The organism is Bradyrhizobium sp. CCBAU 51627 (assembly GCF_028128765.1).
GTDB lineage: Bacteria > Pseudomonadota > Alphaproteobacteria > Rhizobiales > Xanthobacteraceae > Bradyrhizobium.
In genome coordinates, this window is record NZ_LBJG01000005.1 from 323387 (window position 1) to 339248 (window position 15862).

18 protein-coding genes are annotated in these 15862 nt (G+C 63.3%); 13 read left to right on the plus strand and 5 right to left on the minus strand.

Annotated features, from left to right (window positions below; translation table 11 throughout):
• Positions 1 to 76: 76 nt before the first annotated feature.
• Positions 77 to 631, minus strand: a complete 555-nt coding sequence (locus XH88_RS03770) for a hypothetical protein (RefSeq protein WP_271614062.1) — start codon at positions 629 to 631, stop codon at positions 77 to 79.
• Positions 632 to 856: 225 nt separating this feature from the next.
• Between XH88_RS03770 and XH88_RS03775 the strand changes: the two genes are divergently transcribed.
• The 8 genes from XH88_RS03775 to XH88_RS03810 all read left to right on the plus strand — a co-directional run bounded on the left by XH88_RS03775 (position 857) and on the right by XH88_RS03810 (position 8704).
• Entirely contained in the window at positions 857 to 2512 is a 1656-nt protein-coding gene (locus XH88_RS03775; protein WP_271614063.1) for an acetolactate synthase large subunit, read from the plus strand.
• Positions 2513 to 2618: 106 nt separating this feature from the next.
• Positions 2619 to 4445, plus strand: coding sequence for a chloride channel protein (locus XH88_RS03780; protein WP_271614064.1), 1827 nt, complete (start codon positions 2619 to 2621; stop codon positions 4443 to 4445).
• Between the two features lie 24 nt (positions 4446 to 4469).
• The gene (locus XH88_RS03785) at positions 4470 to 4817 is read left to right on the plus strand and encodes a Lin0512 family protein (protein WP_018646107.1); all 348 of its coding nucleotides are present in this window, start codon (positions 4470 to 4472) and stop codon (positions 4815 to 4817) included.
• A 4-nt stretch (positions 4818 to 4821) separates the two neighbouring features.
• A complete protein-coding gene (locus XH88_RS03790) occupies positions 4822 to 5514 on the plus strand; it encodes a GNAT family N-acetyltransferase (protein ID WP_271614065.1) in 693 nt (230 codons plus the stop codon).
• Positions 5515 to 5586: 72 nt separating this feature from the next.
• Complete coding sequence (locus XH88_RS03795; RefSeq protein ID WP_271614066.1) at positions 5587 to 6771, plus strand: serine hydrolase domain-containing protein; 1185 nt, start codon at positions 5587 to 5589, stop codon at positions 6769 to 6771.
• Positions 6772 to 6970: 199 nt separating this feature from the next.
• Positions 6971 to 7633 carry a DUF429 domain-containing protein gene (locus XH88_RS03800; protein WP_271614067.1) on the plus strand — a complete coding sequence of 221 codons (663 nt, stop codon included), beginning with the start codon at positions 6971 to 6973 and terminating at the stop codon, positions 7631 to 7633.
• Between the two features lie 88 nt (positions 7634 to 7721).
• A complete protein-coding gene (locus XH88_RS03805) occupies positions 7722 to 7898 on the plus strand; it encodes a hypothetical protein (protein ID WP_271614068.1) in 177 nt (58 codons plus the stop codon).
• 101 nt (positions 7899 to 7999) lie between these two features.
• Entirely contained in the window at positions 8000 to 8704 is a 705-nt protein-coding gene (locus XH88_RS03810; protein WP_271614069.1) for a glutathione S-transferase family protein, read from the plus strand.
• A 2-nt stretch (positions 8705 to 8706) separates the two neighbouring features.
• On the opposite strand, the gene XH88_RS03815 is transcribed toward XH88_RS03810, so the two are convergent.
• The 3 genes from XH88_RS03815 to XH88_RS03825 all read right to left on the minus strand — a co-directional run bounded on the left by XH88_RS03815 (position 8707) and on the right by XH88_RS03825 (position 10683).
• Complete coding sequence (locus tag XH88_RS03815) at positions 8707 to 9489, minus strand: sulfite exporter TauE/SafE family protein (RefSeq protein WP_271614070.1); 783 nt, start codon at positions 9487 to 9489, stop codon at positions 8707 to 8709.
• Positions 9490 to 9492: 3 nt separating this feature from the next.
• Positions 9493 to 10125 (minus strand): TetR/AcrR family transcriptional regulator, encoded by a 633-nt coding sequence (locus tag XH88_RS03820; RefSeq protein ID WP_271614071.1) that lies wholly within the window; start codon positions 10123 to 10125, stop codon positions 9493 to 9495.
• A gap of 186 nt (positions 10126 to 10311) precedes the next feature.
• Positions 10312 to 10683 carry a tRNA-binding protein gene (locus XH88_RS03825; protein WP_271614072.1) on the minus strand — a complete coding sequence of 124 codons (372 nt, stop codon included), beginning with the start codon at positions 10681 to 10683 and terminating at the stop codon, positions 10312 to 10314.
• A 108-nt stretch (positions 10684 to 10791) separates the two neighbouring features.
• Here XH88_RS03825 and XH88_RS03830 point away from each other — a divergent pair, with 108 nt between their 5' ends.
• Entirely contained in the window at positions 10792 to 11157 is a 366-nt protein-coding gene (locus XH88_RS03830) for an ArsC family reductase (RefSeq protein WP_271614073.1), read from the plus strand.
• Here XH88_RS03830 and XH88_RS03835 read toward each other — a convergent pair.
• Entirely contained in the window at positions 11154 to 11801 is a 648-nt protein-coding gene (locus XH88_RS03835) for a hypothetical protein (RefSeq protein ID WP_271614074.1), read from the minus strand. The genes XH88_RS03830 and XH88_RS03835 overlap by 4 nt on opposite strands.
• Positions 11802 to 12143: 342 nt before the next feature.
• Here XH88_RS03835 and XH88_RS03840 point away from each other — a divergent pair, with 342 nt between their 5' ends.
• The 4 genes from XH88_RS03840 to XH88_RS03855 all read left to right on the plus strand — a co-directional run bounded on the left by XH88_RS03840 (position 12144) and on the right by XH88_RS03855 (position 15861).
• Positions 12144 to 12899 carry an ABC transporter ATP-binding protein gene (locus XH88_RS03840; protein ID WP_271614075.1) on the plus strand — a complete coding sequence of 252 codons (756 nt, stop codon included), beginning with the start codon at positions 12144 to 12146 and terminating at the stop codon, positions 12897 to 12899.
• Positions 12892 to 13638 (plus strand): ABC transporter ATP-binding protein, encoded by a 747-nt coding sequence (locus XH88_RS03845; RefSeq protein WP_271614076.1) that lies wholly within the window; start codon positions 12892 to 12894, stop codon positions 13636 to 13638. The genes XH88_RS03840 and XH88_RS03845 overlap by 8 nt, the downstream gene beginning before the upstream one ends.
• 47 nt (positions 13639 to 13685) lie before the next feature.
• The gene (locus XH88_RS03850) at positions 13686 to 14909 is read left to right on the plus strand and encodes an ABC transporter substrate-binding protein (protein WP_271614077.1); all 1224 of its coding nucleotides are present in this window, start codon (positions 13686 to 13688) and stop codon (positions 14907 to 14909) included.
• Between the two features lie 88 nt (positions 14910 to 14997).
• Positions 14998 to 15861 carry a branched-chain amino acid ABC transporter permease gene (locus XH88_RS03855; protein WP_271614078.1) on the plus strand — a complete coding sequence of 288 codons (864 nt, stop codon included), beginning with the start codon at positions 14998 to 15000 and terminating at the stop codon, positions 15859 to 15861.
• Position 15862 lies beyond the last annotated feature (1 nt).

Genomic DNA, 15862 nt, shown 5'->3' on the forward strand with positions numbered 1-15862 from the left:
CACAATTCCTTGCGTTGCCCGACGGGGCAAAACACGCTAGCCGTGGGGCAATTCCCTTCGCCAAAAAGATTCCGCTTTACCGAAATTCGGAAATGGCGTATATGTTGCGGCAACCCGGCCCAAGGAAGAGGGGCGTATCGCGATCGTCACGAACGCGGGCCGGGCGGCGGTGGGCGTGGGTCACATCGGCGCGGAAGGCTTTCGCAGGGCGGGCAACCGTGAGCGAAAGCGTCGCGCACACGACCGGTGTGATTCCTGCGTACGGCAAAATCGTGTGGTCCTGGCGGCCGAAGTCTGTGCGCCAAGTCTTGCGGTGATGCGTGTGGTCCAACCGGACCTTCGCATCAGCTATCTGCAGGGCGACGGGGGCAATAGTGCAGCGCTCCCCGGGGAGATCACGACATAAGCCGTCAAACCACTGCGCAGGGAAGGCCGGATGTTTCGGCTTCACCTGTATGCCGCTGTGCAGCCTCTTGTAGCGCAACTCTTCGCACAGTGGACCGCGGGTGCCAGCCAGCACCCGGCCTTCCCTGCGCCCTCTTTCAAGTGAGGGCGAGATGACAAAGCAAAGCTCGGGCGAGATGCGCTGCGAGGATGCGAAGCTGTGTCCGCGTTGACGATTGTGACGCAACTATGGGCCTCGATCGGGCGATCCAGTATTCCAGAGACAGCGAGGTTAGAACCGAGACGCCGCGGGTTACTGGATGCCCCGGTCAAGCCGGGGCATGACAGCGGAGTGTGTAGGAACGCACGGCGCAAGATGGATCACGCCTCTTTGTGAGTTGTGCATGCGCCCCAGACCGCTACCATGCCCTTACTCCCGAAGCACCGGGAGCCACCAGCAGCGGGAGGCAACATGAGCGCGCAGGGCCATGAAGTGAAAGGATCGGACCTGTTCGTCGCGGCGCTGGAGAACGAAGGCGTCGATCGCATCTTTGGCGTGCCAGGCGAAGAAAATCTGGACCTCGTCGAATCGCTCCGCACGTCGAAAATCGAGCTGGTCCTGACCCGCCATGAGCAGGCCGCAGCCTTCATGGCGGCGACCCATGGCAGGTTGACCGGCAAGCCCGGCATTTGTCTCTCCACGCTCGGGCCCGGCGCGCTCAATCTGTCGACCGGCGCCGCCTATGCGCATCTCGGCGCGATGCCGATGATTCTCATCACCGGCCAGAAGCCGATCATGAGCAGCCGGCAGGCCCGCTTCCAGATCGTGGACGTGGTTGCGACCATGAAGCCGCTCACAAAACTGTCGCGGCAGATCGTCAGCGCCTCGTCGATCCCGACCGTGGTGCGCGATGCCTTCCGCGTCGCGATGGAAGAGCGGCCGGGACCGGTGCACCTCGAATTGCCCGAGGACATCGCCGGGGACGAAGTGCCAGCCGTTCCCGTCATCCCGACCCATCCGATCGAGATCCCCGTCGCGCATCGCACCGCGCTCGATCGTGCCGCCGAGATGATCCTGGCCGCGAAGCGTCCGCTGGTGATGATGGGCGCCGCGACCAGCCGGCCGCGCTCGACCCACGGCATCGCGAGCTTCGTGCGACGCACCGGCATTCCATTCTTCACGACGCAGATGGGGAAGGGCACCGTGCCCGGCGGCACCAATCTCTACATGGGCACCGCAGCGTTGTCCGAACGCGACTACGTCCATGACGCCATTGACGCCGCCGACCTGATCGTGGCGATCGGCCATGATCCGATCGAGAAGCCGCCCTTCATCATGGGACCATCGGGGCCGAAGGTCATTCACGTCAGCTACACTTCGGCCAGTGTCGAGCTGGTCTATTTCCCTGATGCCGAGGTCGTCGGGGATGTCGGTCCGAGCCTGGAACTCCTGGCCGACCGGCTCGAAGGCAAGCTGCCACAGGCGGCGGCGCTGTTGCCGCTGCGGGAAGCGATCCTCAATCACATCGCCGACCGTGCCACCGAGACGCGCTGGCCGCCGACGCCGCAGCGCATCGTGCACGATATCCGCCAGGTCATCCCGGAGAACGGCATCGTCGCGCTCGACAACGGCATGTACAAGATCTGGTTCGCGCGCAACTACCGCACCCGCGTCGCCAACACGCTGCTGCTCGACAATGCGCTGGCAACGATGGGCGCCGGCCTGCCGTCGGCGATGATGGCCGCGATGCTCTATCCTGACCGCCGGGTGCTCGCGGTCGCCGGCGACGGCGGCTTCATGATGAACAGCCAGGAGATGGAGACCGCGGTCCGCCTCAAGCTCAATCTCGTCGTGCTGGTGCTGGAGGACAATGCCTACGGCATGATCCGCTGGAAGCAGGCCGTCGATCATTTTGCGGACTACGGCATGACCTTCGGCAACCCCGACTTTGCGCTCTATGCCAACGCCTATGGCGCCAAGGGGCACCGCATCGAAAGCATCGACAGATTCGGCCCGACGCTGGAGGCGGCCTTCAAGGAGGGCGGCGTGCACCTGGTCTCGATCCCGATCGACTATTCGGAGAACGTGCGGGTGCTCGTGGACGAGCTGCGGGCGCGGCAAAAGTAGCGCCCGGTTTACCATCTTGCCGGGAGGATCATACCTGCCATTCCTTGATATATATCGTATTGCGATATAATGCAGGCGCGAAGAATCCTCCCGACAAGAGACATCCATGCGCCAGACCCCCGACATGACCGGCGGCCTCCCGCGTCCTCGCGGCAAACCCGGAGATTTTACCGCCGATCGCCGCGTGCTGGTCCTGATCGGGATGGCGCTGCTGGTCGGCAGCATCAGTGCCGGGGCCGCCTGGGTGCTGTTGAAGCTGATCGCGCTGGTGACCAACCTGGTCTGGTTCGGTCATTTCAGCACTGAGAACGTCTCGCTGGCCAATGCCCATCCCGATATCCGGATGGTGCTGGCACCGGCGCTTGGCGGTCTCGTGATCGGGCTGATGGCGCGGTTTGGCTCGGAGAAGATCCGCGGCCACGGCATTCCCGAAGCGATCGAGGCGATCCTGATCGGCGGCAGCCGGATGCAGCCGAAGGTCGCGATCCTGAAGCCGCTGTCCTCGGCGGTGTCGATCGGGAGCGGCGGACCGTTCGGCGCCGAGGGCCCGATCATCATGACGGGCGGCGCGATCGGATCGATCTTCGCCCAGTGCTTCCATCTCAGCGCGGCCGAGCGCAAGACGCTGCTGGTTGCCGGCGCGGCCGCCGGCATGACGGCGATCTTCGGCACGCCGATTGCCGCGGTGCTGCTCGCGGTCGAGCTGCTGCTGTTCGAATGGAAGCCGCGTAGCTTCCTGCCCGTGGTGACGGGGGCCGTGATCTCGGCGGCCTGGCGTCCGCTGCTGTTCGGGACCGGGCCGCTGTTTCCGTTCGCGGAGCGGCCGGACCTGCCCTGGTGGGGCCTTGCGGCTGCGATCGGCGTCGGCATCATCGCCGGCCTGCAATCCGGGTTGATGACGCGGCTGCTCTACGCGATCGAAGACCTGTTCGATCATCTGCCGGTGCACTGGATGTGGTGGCCGATGCTCGGCGGCCTCGTCGTCGGTCTTGGCGGACTGGTCGATCCGCGCGCGCTTGGCGTCGGCTACGACGTCATTGCGGATCTGTTGTCCGGTCACATGGTGCGCGACGAGGCGATCCGGCTGTTGCTGGTGAAGTCTGTGATCTGGGTGGTTGCGCTGAGCTCGGGCACGTCGGGCGGCGTGCTGGCGCCATTGCTGATTCTCGGTGGCACGGCCGGCTGGATGGAGGGGCAGATCTTGCCTGGCGGCACATCATTCTGGGCGCTGGTCGGCATGGCCGCGATGATGGGCGGCACGATGCGCTCGCCGCTGACCGGTGTGATGTTTGCCATCGAGCTGACCGGCAATATCGATATGCTGCTGCCGCTGCTGGCGGCGACCGGCGCGGCGCATGCCGTCACCGTGCTGTTGCTCAAGCGCTCGATCCTGACCGAGAAGATCGCCCGCCGCGGCCAGCATATCACCCGCGAATACGCGGTCGATCCGTTCGAGCTGATGCGCACCGCCGACGTCATGGTGACCGACGTGGATACGCTGCCGGTCGACATGTCCGTGGACGCGGCTGTTGCGTTCTTCACGTCGGATCAGCGCCGTCACAAATCCTATCCCGTGATCGCTGCCGATGGACGGCTGACCGGCATGGTGACCCGCGCCGATGTGCTGCGCTGGCGTACCGAGGGCGATCATCAGGCGGCGACGCTCGATGACGTCGTGTCGGACACCTCCAGCGTCGCGGCATATCCGGATGACGTGCTGGGGCGGGTCGCCGATCTCATGGTCGCCTCCGATCTCGGACGGCTGCCAGTGGTCGATCGTGCCAGCCATCGCGTGGTCGGCTTGGTCGCTCGCAAGGATTTGCTGCGAATTCGCGCAGTCGTGAACGCGCAGGAGGAGGACCGCAACGCATATTTCCTGCGCGAAAAGGCGCTTGTGCCGGAGGCGCGGATCGCGGAAGGTCAGCCCCTCTGAACTCCAGCACTGACAGGAATGAGCATGACACGTGTTCGCTGCGTTACCGAGATGGGCATGGGCGTCGACGTGCACGGCCGGGACGCCACCAAGGCGGCGAAGCGTGCGGTATCGGATGCCATCAGGCATTCGAGCCTTGGTTTTTTCCGGATGATCGGCAAGACCGCAAACGACATGTTCGTCGACGTCACCATCGGCGTGCCCAACCCCGAGGCCGTCGACAAGGAGGCGGTCGCCAAGGAGCTTCCTTACGGCACCGTGACCGTCACTGCGGTCAAGGGCGGGCTTGAGATCCCCTCAGCTACGGAAGTGGCCAACGATCCCATCCTCATCGCCAACGCCGCTGTCATCGTCAGCTTCGACAAGGACTGAACCGATGTCCGACAGCGATGAAGCGTTATTGGACCGTCCGATCTGGAGCGCGCTGACGACGAGCCACAAACATCTGGCCGAGGGCGGCCCGCGAGCACTGCGTTATCCCCTGGACATGACGCCGTTCGCCGACATGATCGACATGTCCGCGCAGAGTTTCGCCGCGCTGGGCGATCTCATGGCGCCCTCGCAAGTCGTCGCGCTGTTCACGCCCGAGCCGGTCGATGTTCCCGCCGGCTTCAAGGTGGTGCTGGCGGAGAGCGGTGACCAGATGATCGGCTCTCCTGCGGACAGTCCGCTGCGTGATGCCGAGATCGTGACGCTGGGGCAGGCCGACGTTCCCGCGATGACGGCATTGACGACGCTGACCAAGCCAGGACCGTTCGCCGCGCGGACGCACGAGCTCGGCACATTCCTCGGCATTCGCGCCGGCGGCGAACTGGTCGCGATGACGGGCGAGCGGATGAAGCCTGGCAAGTTCGTCGAGATGACGGCGGTCTGCGTTCATCCAGACTATCGCGGACGCGGCTACGCGCAGGCGCTGCTCGCGGCCGTCGCGCGCCGGATCGAGGCGCGCGGCGAAATTCCATTCCTGCACGTGTTTTCGAACAACAGATCCGCCATTGCACTCTATCAGCGCCAGGGCATGCGTCTCCGCCGGCGCCTGCACGTCACGGCGTTCATGAAGCAGCAGTAGGCGTCCTTAGGGACGGCCCTTCATTTCTGGCGAAAGCGCGCTATATCCATCCCCACCAAAATGGGGGGACGCATGGACGCCAGAACGCCAGATTTTTCCGCTGCACGGACGGCGATGCAGCGCTACGTCGATCAGGAGATCATATCAGGCGTGTCCTGGGCGGTGCTGCGCGGGCGCGAGGTGGTCGACCAGCAATGCGTCGGCTTTGCCGATCGCGAGGCGAAGACGGCGCTACGGCCGGATCATATTTTCCGCGCGTTCTCCAACACCAAGATCTTCGTCACCTCCGCGATCATGCTGCTGGTCGAGGAGGGCCGCATCGGGCTCGATGATCCCGTCGAGAAATTCCTGCCGCAACTCGGCCATCGCAAGGTGCTGAAGCAGGGTGCTTCGAGCCTTGCCGATGTCGAGCCGGCGCAGAGCCCGATCACGATTCGGCAGTTGCTGACCCATACGTCCGGTCTCAGCTACGGCATCTTCGATCCCGGCACAGTGCTGTTCAAAGGCTACAACGAGGCGGGCGTGCTCAATCCGCTGACGCCGCTGACCAACATGATCGACAAGCTTGCCGATCTGCCGCTGTCCTATCATCCCGGCACATCCTGGGAATATTCGGTCGCGATCGACGTGCTCGGCCGCGTGGTCGAGGTGGTCTCGGGCAAGTCCCTCGACGCTTTCCTCAAGGCACGCATCTTCGATCCGCTCGGCATGACCGATACCGGCTTCTTTGTGCCTGAAGCGCAGCAAGGCAGGCTGGTTGCACATTACACCGGCGCCGACGTGCTCGATCCGATGAAGCCGGGTCTCACGCGCGCCGACGATCTGCCGTATCCGCAGGCCTATCGACGGCCGTTCCCGCGTCTGTCGGGCGGCGGTGGTCTGGTCTCGACCTTGCCGGACATGCTCGCTCTGGTGCGGGCGCTGCTGCCCGGCCCGGATGCACTGCTGAAGCCGGAGACGCTGCGGCAGATGATGACGAACCATTTGCCGGCGGGGCAGACTATCCGCTTCGCCAATCTGGGACCAATGCCCGGCAAGGGCTTTGGCCTCGGCGGCGCCGTCACGTTTGCTCCGACGCCGTTCGATCCGCCAAACTCCACCGGCGAATTCCAGTGGGGCGGGCTCGCCGGCACCCATTGGTGGATCTGCCCTGAGGCCAATACATCGGGGGTCCTGATGGCCCAGCGCCATCTGGGCTTCTGGAATCCCTTCTTCTTCGAGTTCAAGCGCCTCGCCTACCAGGTGGTCGGAGGCTGATCGGGAAAAAAGTGGACAACCCGGCGAATCCTTTTCCGCCATCGCGCCCTCCTAATGGTCGAGGCAATCCGCCTCGGCGCGTCTGCATCGCGCCCGCACCCTGATGCGCGAATATCTGACGAGGTAAGCCGTGTCCTGTTATCAAACTCCTGACGAGGGCAAGGGATGAGCGAGCTTGGTTCGAGGCGGGACCGGACGCGTGAACTATCTCGGTCTTGACGGGTTCCGCTTCGGCTGGGTTGCCGCGTGGATCGATGAGCGTGGCCAGCATGGGTTCGACTATTCGCCGGGTCTCGTGCGTCTGCTCGCGATGCCGCATGCACGCGCGATGATCGACATGCCGATCGGATTGAAGCCGGCCGGCTATCGCACGTGCGACCTGCATGCGCGCGAACTCATTGGCCCTGCGGTATTTCTCGGGGCCCGCCGCGACCTCTGGAGATTTGCCGATATGGCCGCGGCCAACAGGCATTACTGGGCGCGCGAAGGCAAGGGCAGGGGCGTCTCGGCGCAGCTCTGGAACATCAGGGACAAGATCAAGGAGCTTGATGAAATCATGACGCCGGAGCGCCAGGCGACAATCGGCGAAGCGCATCCGGAATTGATCTTCTGGAATCTTGCAGGGCGAGTCCGGTTTGCAAAGAAGACCTCGGCGGAAGGTCGCGAGCAGCGTATCGCGCTGCTGGCGCAACGCGGCTTCACGCGTTTGCCGCAATGGCTGACGCAGCGTCATGGCACGGGCATCGGCTGCGACGATCTCATCGATGCCTGCGCTTGTGCAGTCGCAGCGCGCGACAGCACGCGGCGTGTCGGCGGGGATGAGATCGATCCGCGCGGTCTGCGGATGGAAATCAACTACTGAGCCGGTCGGGCGGCGGGGCTCGCGCTCGGGAAAAACAGGCAATTTTTTCGAGCCTGCAGGAACTTGCACTGGTCGGCCCGCGTTCCCCATGCGCACCAAATTGGAAGATGCTCGTCCTGCGATGTATGATGCCAGTCAGTTAGCGACCGCTATGCTCACGCTCATTTTTGCCGGAGCGTTGCTCGTCACCGGGCAGCTCTTCATCGAGCAGCGTGCCCAGCACGATGTGGCCTACGTCACTAACCATTCGCTGCGGCCGCTGTGATCGGAATTCGCGGCGGGACCTTGTGTGACGACGATCCGGCCTTGCGCCATGTCCCGGCTCGCCTAGATTAGACAGAATCTCACGCAAGCAGCCGGGGTCCGATGTCTGATCTGTCCGCCTTTCCCATCACCAGGCGCTGGCCTGCCAAGCATCCCGAACTGCTTCAGCTCTATTCGTTGCCGACGCCGAACGGCGTGAAGGTCTCCATCATGCTGGAGGAGATCGGACTGCCTTACGAAGTCCATCTCGTCGACTTCGGCAAGGATGACCAGAAGACGCCGGAATTCCTCTCGCTTAATCCGAACGGCAAGATCCCAGCGATCCTCGATCCCAACGGCCCCGGTAGCAGGCCGCTGGCACTGTTCGAGTCGGGTGCGATTTTGCAATACCTTGCGGAGAAGACCGGCAAGTTGTTGCCGCAGGATGCGGCGCGGCGCTACCAGACCATCCAGTGGGTGCATTTCCAGATGGGCGGCATCGGGCCGATGTTCGGTCAGGTCGGCTTCTTCCACAAGTTCGCCGGCAAGGATTTTGAGGACAAGCGCCCGCTCGAGCGTTACGTGGCCGAATCCAAGCGCCTGCTCGGCGTGATGGACGCGCATCTTTCCGGCCGGCAATGGTTCATGGATGACGACTACACCATCGCCGACATCTCCATGCTCGGCTGGGTGCGCAACCTCATCGGCTTCTACGGCGCCGGCGATCTCGTCGCGTTCAGCCAGTTCAAGTCGGTCGCTGCCTGGCTCGAGCGCGGCCTGGCGCGTCCGGCCGTGGAGCGCGGGCTCAACATTCCCAAGCGTCCGTGAATCTAGCTCAGCGCCTTGTAGCTCATGTAGAGCGCCATCAGGGCGACGAGGGCGATCATGCTCCGGCGCAGCACCGCTCTGCCGACGCCGTTGGCCATGCGCGCGCCGAGGTCGGTGCCGACCCAGAGGCCGGCAATGATGCCGATGATGGCGGGCCAGCCGACGATCAGGCCCTTGCTCCAGTAGATCCAGGCCGCCGGGATGTTGGTCGGGATGACCGAGAAGATCAGGCTGATGAGCTGCGCCTGATGCTGCGGCACACGCAAGCCGGCGGCGAGGCCCACCGTGATCGCGAGCCCGCCGCCAATGCCCATGAAGCCGGAAGAGAAGCCTGCAAGCACGCCGATGAGGAGCAGGGGCAGCCAGGGCGGTTGGTCGCGGTTATCGGCGCCGACGCCGCTGTCCTTGCGCTCGCGACGCAGGATCAGCAGAGCGATCAGCGCGACGAGATAGGCAACATAGGTCCATTGCAGGACTGCGTCGGACACCGCCGCCGCGGCATAGCCGCCGCCCGCGCCGCCCACGAGAAATCCGATGCCGATCCACATGATCCATGGCAGCGGGCTGCGGTTGCCGCTCTGCCAGTAGCGGCGCACACCGGCAAGGCCGGTCGGCGGGACTTGCGTGATCAGCGAAGTGCCCTGGGCAATGTGCTGCTCCGCGCCGAGCAGCAGCACGCTGAAGATGACGAGCCCGCCGCCGGGGCTCGTTCCCATGAAGCCCGACGTCAGTCCGCTGACGAGGCCGACGCCGGTGCCGGCAAGGAGGTCGTGGATTCCGGACACCACTTACGTCCTGGCTCGTCGCTTGATGTCAGACTTCGTCGTGAGAAAGCCGTCGATCACAGTCGTGACGGCGGCCATGCAGCCTGCGATATCGAGCTGCTCGCCCCAGCATTTTTGCAGCACGAAGCCCTGGAAGATCGCGATCAGCACGCGCGCGATCGCATCGGCACCGACGTCGCGCCTGATCAGGCCGTCGTGCTGGCCCCGCTCGACCAACGCCACGATCAGCGCGCGTGGCATGTCGATGCCTTCGACCACGCTGGCGCGGACGCGGCGGTTGCGCAGCGCCTCGGCCCAGCCGTGGATGCCGACGCGGCGCCGTGCCTCACCGGCGGGATCGGTGAGCCATTGCGCGTACACACGGACCAGCGCGTGCAGTCCCTCGATGGGATTGCCGGAGCCTTGCGCGACCGAATTGAGCACGGCCTCGCGGCGATGGCGGTCGTCGGCGAGCGCCTCGATCAGCTCGTCCTTGCTCCGGAAATAGAGATAGACCGCGCCGTGGCTCAGGCCCGACCGCCTCACGATGTCGGCCATGCCGGTCTGGTGAAATCCGTCTTCGGAGAAGCACGCGAGCGCCGCTTCCAGGATCTGCTGTCGCCTGTGTTCGCGCTTCTTGTCGCTGATCTTGGGCATCCATACGGTCCATAAATCACTGACAGCTCGATCGTTTTAGGAAATGCGGGAGACCGCCAAAAATCAGGTCGGTCCATATAAAAAACGATTAGTCAGTCATTTATATTTGCAGAACTGATCTGGGTCAAGCCTGAGCGGCGGGGCCTAGAGAATGATGCGATGGGCGGCCTGCGAAGGCGTTACCGCCTAGAACAGCCGCCCGCCGTTCGGCACTGGCGTGCTCGGCTGCATCAGCACAACCTTGCCAGCGGCATCGGGAAAGCCGAGCGTTAGCACTTCCGAGACGACAGGTCCGATCTGGCGCGGCGGGAAATTGACGACGGCCGCGACCTGCTGTCCGACAAGCGTCTCGAGCGGGTGGTTCTCGGTGATCTGCGCCGAGCTCTTGCGCACGCCGATCACGGGGCCGAAGTCGATCCACAGCCGCCAGGCAGGCTTGCGCGCCTCGGGAAACGGTTTTGCATCGACGATGGTGCCGACGCGGATATCGACCGCGAGGAACGTGTTGAAGTCGATGGTCGGCGAGGCGGATGCGGCGGGATCGTGGGTGACGTGCATGATGGGTCCGTTCGGAAGAGCTCGAAAGCGTCGCTCGCAATATTGTCGCGCGATCAGGAGTTTCGTACAACGCCGCAGCCCAGGCATCACGCACGCGCGAGGACCGTCTTGCCCACCATCATCTACGGCATCAAGAACTGCGACACCATGAAGAAGGCGCGCACCTGGCTCGATAGCCATGGCGTTGCCTACGAGTTCCACGATTACAAGGCCGCCGGCGTGGAGAAGGACAAGCTGAAGCAATGGAGCGACAAGCTCGGCTGGGAGACGCTGCTCAATCGCGCTGGCACCACCTTCAAGAAGCTCCCGGAGGCCGACAAGGAGGGGCTGACGGAAAAGAAGGCGCTGGCGCTGATGCTAGCGCAACCATCGATGATCAAGCGGCCGGTACTGGAGATCGGCGGCAAGCTCCTGGTCGGCTTCAAGCCCGACATCTACGACAAGGAAGTCGGCGCCGTCGCGCGCAAGCGCTAATTCAGCTCAATGATCTCGGCAGTGACATCAGAACCGCCGCTCTGATCGGCGAATTCGATGATGTCGGCGGCCGCGATGCGGCCGGGCGCGCGGTGAAACAGGTCACGGTCGATCACCGTGCGCAGTTTTGGCCGAGGCGGCGCGTCATTTCCGCGCAGCAGGTCCTTGATCTCGAAGCCGCCGTCCTCGCAGAAGGTCTTCACCGATGCGATGATGTGGCTGACCCGGTCGTCGGTGAGGAACGGCAGCAGCAGCCGTTCATAGGCGACGACGCGGCCGTAGATGTCGTCGACATCGGCAACGCTGTACACCGGGAGCCCGCGCGCCACGCATTCATGGTAGATCGGTATCACGAAGGGAGCGAGCCGCGGTCCGACATAGTCGTCCAGGAGAATTCCCTTGCCGGTATGGCCATAGGCGCGCGCGATTCGTGTGCCCTCGCTCTGAATGATCAGGCGCGGCGGCATCGAACTGTCCACCGTGTAGTAGATGAGATCGGACAGCTCTTCCTCGAGCCGTGCGGGCTGATACTCCCAGATCGCCGGCGCAATCCGCCGGCGCGCATAAAGGCGCAGCCACGTGTTCAGGAGGTCACGCTGCCTGATCGACTTGACGACGGACGGAGCGGCGCTGGCGAAATCCAAGACAATATTCCCGGCGGACGAAACGCGCGCATGATCTTCCTTGCGGGAAAATTTTTGATGAAGGCTGGCGCGCGGGACCAAAGACCGTTAACGACGACTTGATGACCGGTGTCTTGCGGACCGGGAAGCCGGCAGGCGACATCACAAAGCCTCCAACTAAGGGAGCATAAGACTCCCGGCCAAAGGCCTGACCTGCTCAGCTTTCCGCCTTGCCTAACCCCCGTCACCTCCGGCATATTCCGCGCCGGGAGGCGGCGTTCCGGGACGGGCTCCAAGGCCTCCGGAAAGCCGAAGGAAACAAGGAGAGCCACGCGCGGTTCGCGCGGGCAGGGGGAAATCTGTTTGGCCGATGAGTTCATTCTCGAAACGGAAGGCTTGACCAAGGAGTTCGCGGGCTTCTTCGCTGTCCGCGACGTTGCGCTCAAGGTTCGCCGTGGCAGCATTCACGCGTTGATCGGCCCGAATGGTGCCGGCAAGACGACGTGCTTCAATCTTCTGACCAAGTTCCTCAAGCCGTCTGCCGGGAAAATCCTGTACAAGGGGCAGGACATCACCGCGATGGCGCCGGCCGATGTCGCGCGCTTGGGGCTGGTCCGTTCGTTCCAGATCTCGGCCGTGTTTCCGCATCTCACCGCGCTCGAAAACGTCCGAGTCGCGCTCCAGCGCGAGCACGGCAGCTCGTTCGATTTCTGGCGCTCCAAGTCCGTGCTCAACCGCTTCAACGACCGTGCCCGCGAGCTGTTGAACGACGTCGGCCTCAGCGAGTTTGCCAATACGCCGGCGGTCGAGATGGCCTATGGACGCAAGCGCGCGCTCGAAATCGCAACGACGCTCGCGCTCGATCCGGAAATGATGCTGCTGGACGAGCCAATGGCCGGCATGGGGCATGAGGACATCGACAAGATCGCGGCGCTGATCAAGCGCATCTCGGCCAAATATACCATCCTGATGGTCGAGCATAATCTGAGCGTCGTCGCCAATCTGTCCGACATCATCACGGTGCTGACGCGCGGGCAGGTGCTCGCGCAGGGCCATTATTCCGAGCTCACCAAGGACGAGCGCGTCAAGGAAGCCTATCTGGGAGCCGGTCATGCCTGAGACTGCAATGGCCGAGGCTCGGGCGAAGGCTGCAATCGGCGGCAACATCCTCCAGGTCCGCAACCTGGAGGCCTGGTACGGCGAGTCCCATATCCTGCACGGGATCAATTTCGATGTGAATGCGGGTGAGGTCGTCACGCTGCTCGGGCGCAACGGCGCCGGCAAGACGACCACGCTGAAATCGATCATGGGCATCATCGGCAAGCGCGCCGGGTCGATCAGGTTCAACAACCAGGAGATCATCCGCGCGACCTCCGACAAGATCGCGCGCATGGGCATCGCGTTCTGTCCGGAGGAACGCGGCATTTTCTCCAGCCTCGACGTGCGGGAGAATCTATTGCTGCCGCCGGTGGTGCGCGCAGGCGGATTGCCGCTCGAGCAGATCTTCGACCTGTTCCCGAACCTGAAGGAACGGCTGAGCAGTCAGGGCACCAAGCTGTCCGGCGGCGAGCAGCAGATGCTCGCGATCGCGCGCATCCTGCGGACGGGCGCGAGCTTCCTGATGCTCGACGAGCCGACTGAGGGCCTTGCACCCGTCATCATCCAGCAGATCGGACACACCATAGCGCGGCTCAAGAAGGAGGGCTTCACGATCCTTCTGGTCGAGCAGAATTTCCGCTTCGCATCCACGGTTGCCGACCGCTACTACGTGGTCGAGCACGGCAAGATCATAGATGGATTTTCCAATGCAGAGCTTGCGGCCAACATGGACAAGCTCCACACCTACCTGGGTGTCTAGGGCGGCCGAAAAAATTCGACCAACGAAAAACTTTGAGGAGAAGCCGCATGCACACCAAGACAATTGCCGCATTTTTGCTCGGCACGGCACTGGCGCTTAGCGAGACTGGCAGCGCTCTTGCTCAGGACAAGACCGTCAAGATCGGTGTCTTGACCGACAATTCCGGGCTCTATGCCGACCTTGGTGGTCCGGGCTCGACAGTGGCCGCACAGATGGCAATCGAGGATTCCAAGCTTGCTGCCAAGGGCTGGAAGGTCGATCTGATCTCGGCCGACCATCAGAACAAGCCTGACATTGGCACCGCGATTGCGCGGCAATGGATCGACGTGGAGAAGGTTGACGTCTTCATGGACGTGCTGAACTCCGGGGTGGCGCTGGCCGTCAATAACGTCGTGAAGGAAAAGAACTCGGTCATGATCAATTCGGGCGCGGCGACGTCCGATCTCACCAACGCGCAGTGCACACCCAATACCGTGCACTGGACCTACGATACCTACATGCTCGCACACAGCACCGGGCAGGCATTGGTGAAGGCCGGCGGCGATACCTGGTTCTTCATCACGGCCGACTATGCCTTTGGTCACGCGCTCGAGCGTGACACCGCCGCAGTCGTCAAGGCAGCCGGCGGCAAGGTTCTTGGAGACGTCAAGGCGCCACTGAATAACGCTGACTTCTCCTCGTTCCTTCTGCAGGCCCAGGCGTCGAAGGCGAAGATCATCGGCATGGCCAATGCCGGCGGCGACACAACCAATACGATCAAGCAGGCTGCGGAATTCGGCATCGTCAAGGGCGGGCAGAAGCTGGCGGGTCTCCTGCTGTTTCTTACCGACGTCCACTCGCTCGGTCTCAACGTCGCGCAAGGCCTCAACCTGAGTTCGACGTTCTACTGGGATATGAACGATCAGACCCGCGCATTTTCGAAGCGGTTCGCCGAGCGTACGAAGAACAAGGCGATGCCGACCATGGTGCAGGCAGGCGTCTATTCCGGCCTGCTGCATTATTTCAAGGCGCTCGAGGCCCTCGGTGGAAATCCGCACGATGGTGCCAAGGTCGTTGCGAAGATGAAGGAGATCCCGACCGACGATCCGTTGTTCGGCAAGGGCAGCATTGAGCCGAATGGCCGTGCGCTGCATCCCGCATACCTTTTTGAAGTGAAGACGCCTTCTGAAACGAAAGGGCCCTGGGACTACTACAAGCTGGTCGGCACGACCCCCGCGGACAAGGCCTTCAGGCCGCTCTCGGAAAGTGCCTGTCCGCTAGCGAAGAAGTAAACGTGGCTGCGGCGGTCGACGGTCGCGAGACGCTGGCGGCCTCTTCGCGGCAAGCCGAATGGGATAACTGGGACTGGGTGCTGGATCGATGCAGGCTCTCTACGCACAGCTACTGGTGGGACTGATCAACGGCTCGTTCTACGCGCTGCTCAGTCTCGGGCTCGCCGTGATCTTCGGCATGCTCAACATCATCAATTTCGCCCATGGCGCGCTCTACATGATGGGCGCGTTCTGCGCCTATTTCCTGCTGAATCTCGGCGGCATCAATTACTGGTGGGCGCTGCTGCTGGCGCCGATCATCGTCGGTATCTTCGGCATGATCCTGGAGCGGACCATGCTGCAATGGCTGACCGGCCTCGATCATCTCTACGGGCTGCTGCTGACGTTCGGCATCGCGCTGATCGTGCAGGGCGTGTTCCAGAACTATTTCGGCTCCTCCGGCCTGCCTTATGCCATTCCCGACCAGCTCAGGGGCGGCATGAATCTCGGCTTCATGTTCTTGCCCGTCTACCGCGGCTGGGTCGTCATCTTCTCGCTGGTGGTGTGTCTGGCGACCTGGTTCCTGATCGAGAAGACCCGGCTCGGCGCCTACTTGCGCGCCGCCACCGAAAATCCGACGCTGGTGCGCGCCTTCGGTATCAACGTGCCGCGCATGATCACGCTCACTTACGGCCTCGGCGTCGGCCTTGCCGCGCTCGCCGGGGTGCTCTCGGCGCCGATCAACCAGGTCCGGCCGCTGATGGGCGCCGACCTCATCATCGTGGTGTTCGCGGTGGTGGTGATCGGCGGTATGGGCTCGATCATGGGCTCCATCATCACCGGCTTCGCGCTCGGCGTGATCGAGGGCCTGACCAAATATTTCTACCCCGAAGCCTCCAACACTGTCGTGTTCGTGCTGATGGTGCTGGTGCTCTTGGTGAAGCCAACGGGATTGACGGGAAGGGCAGCCTGAC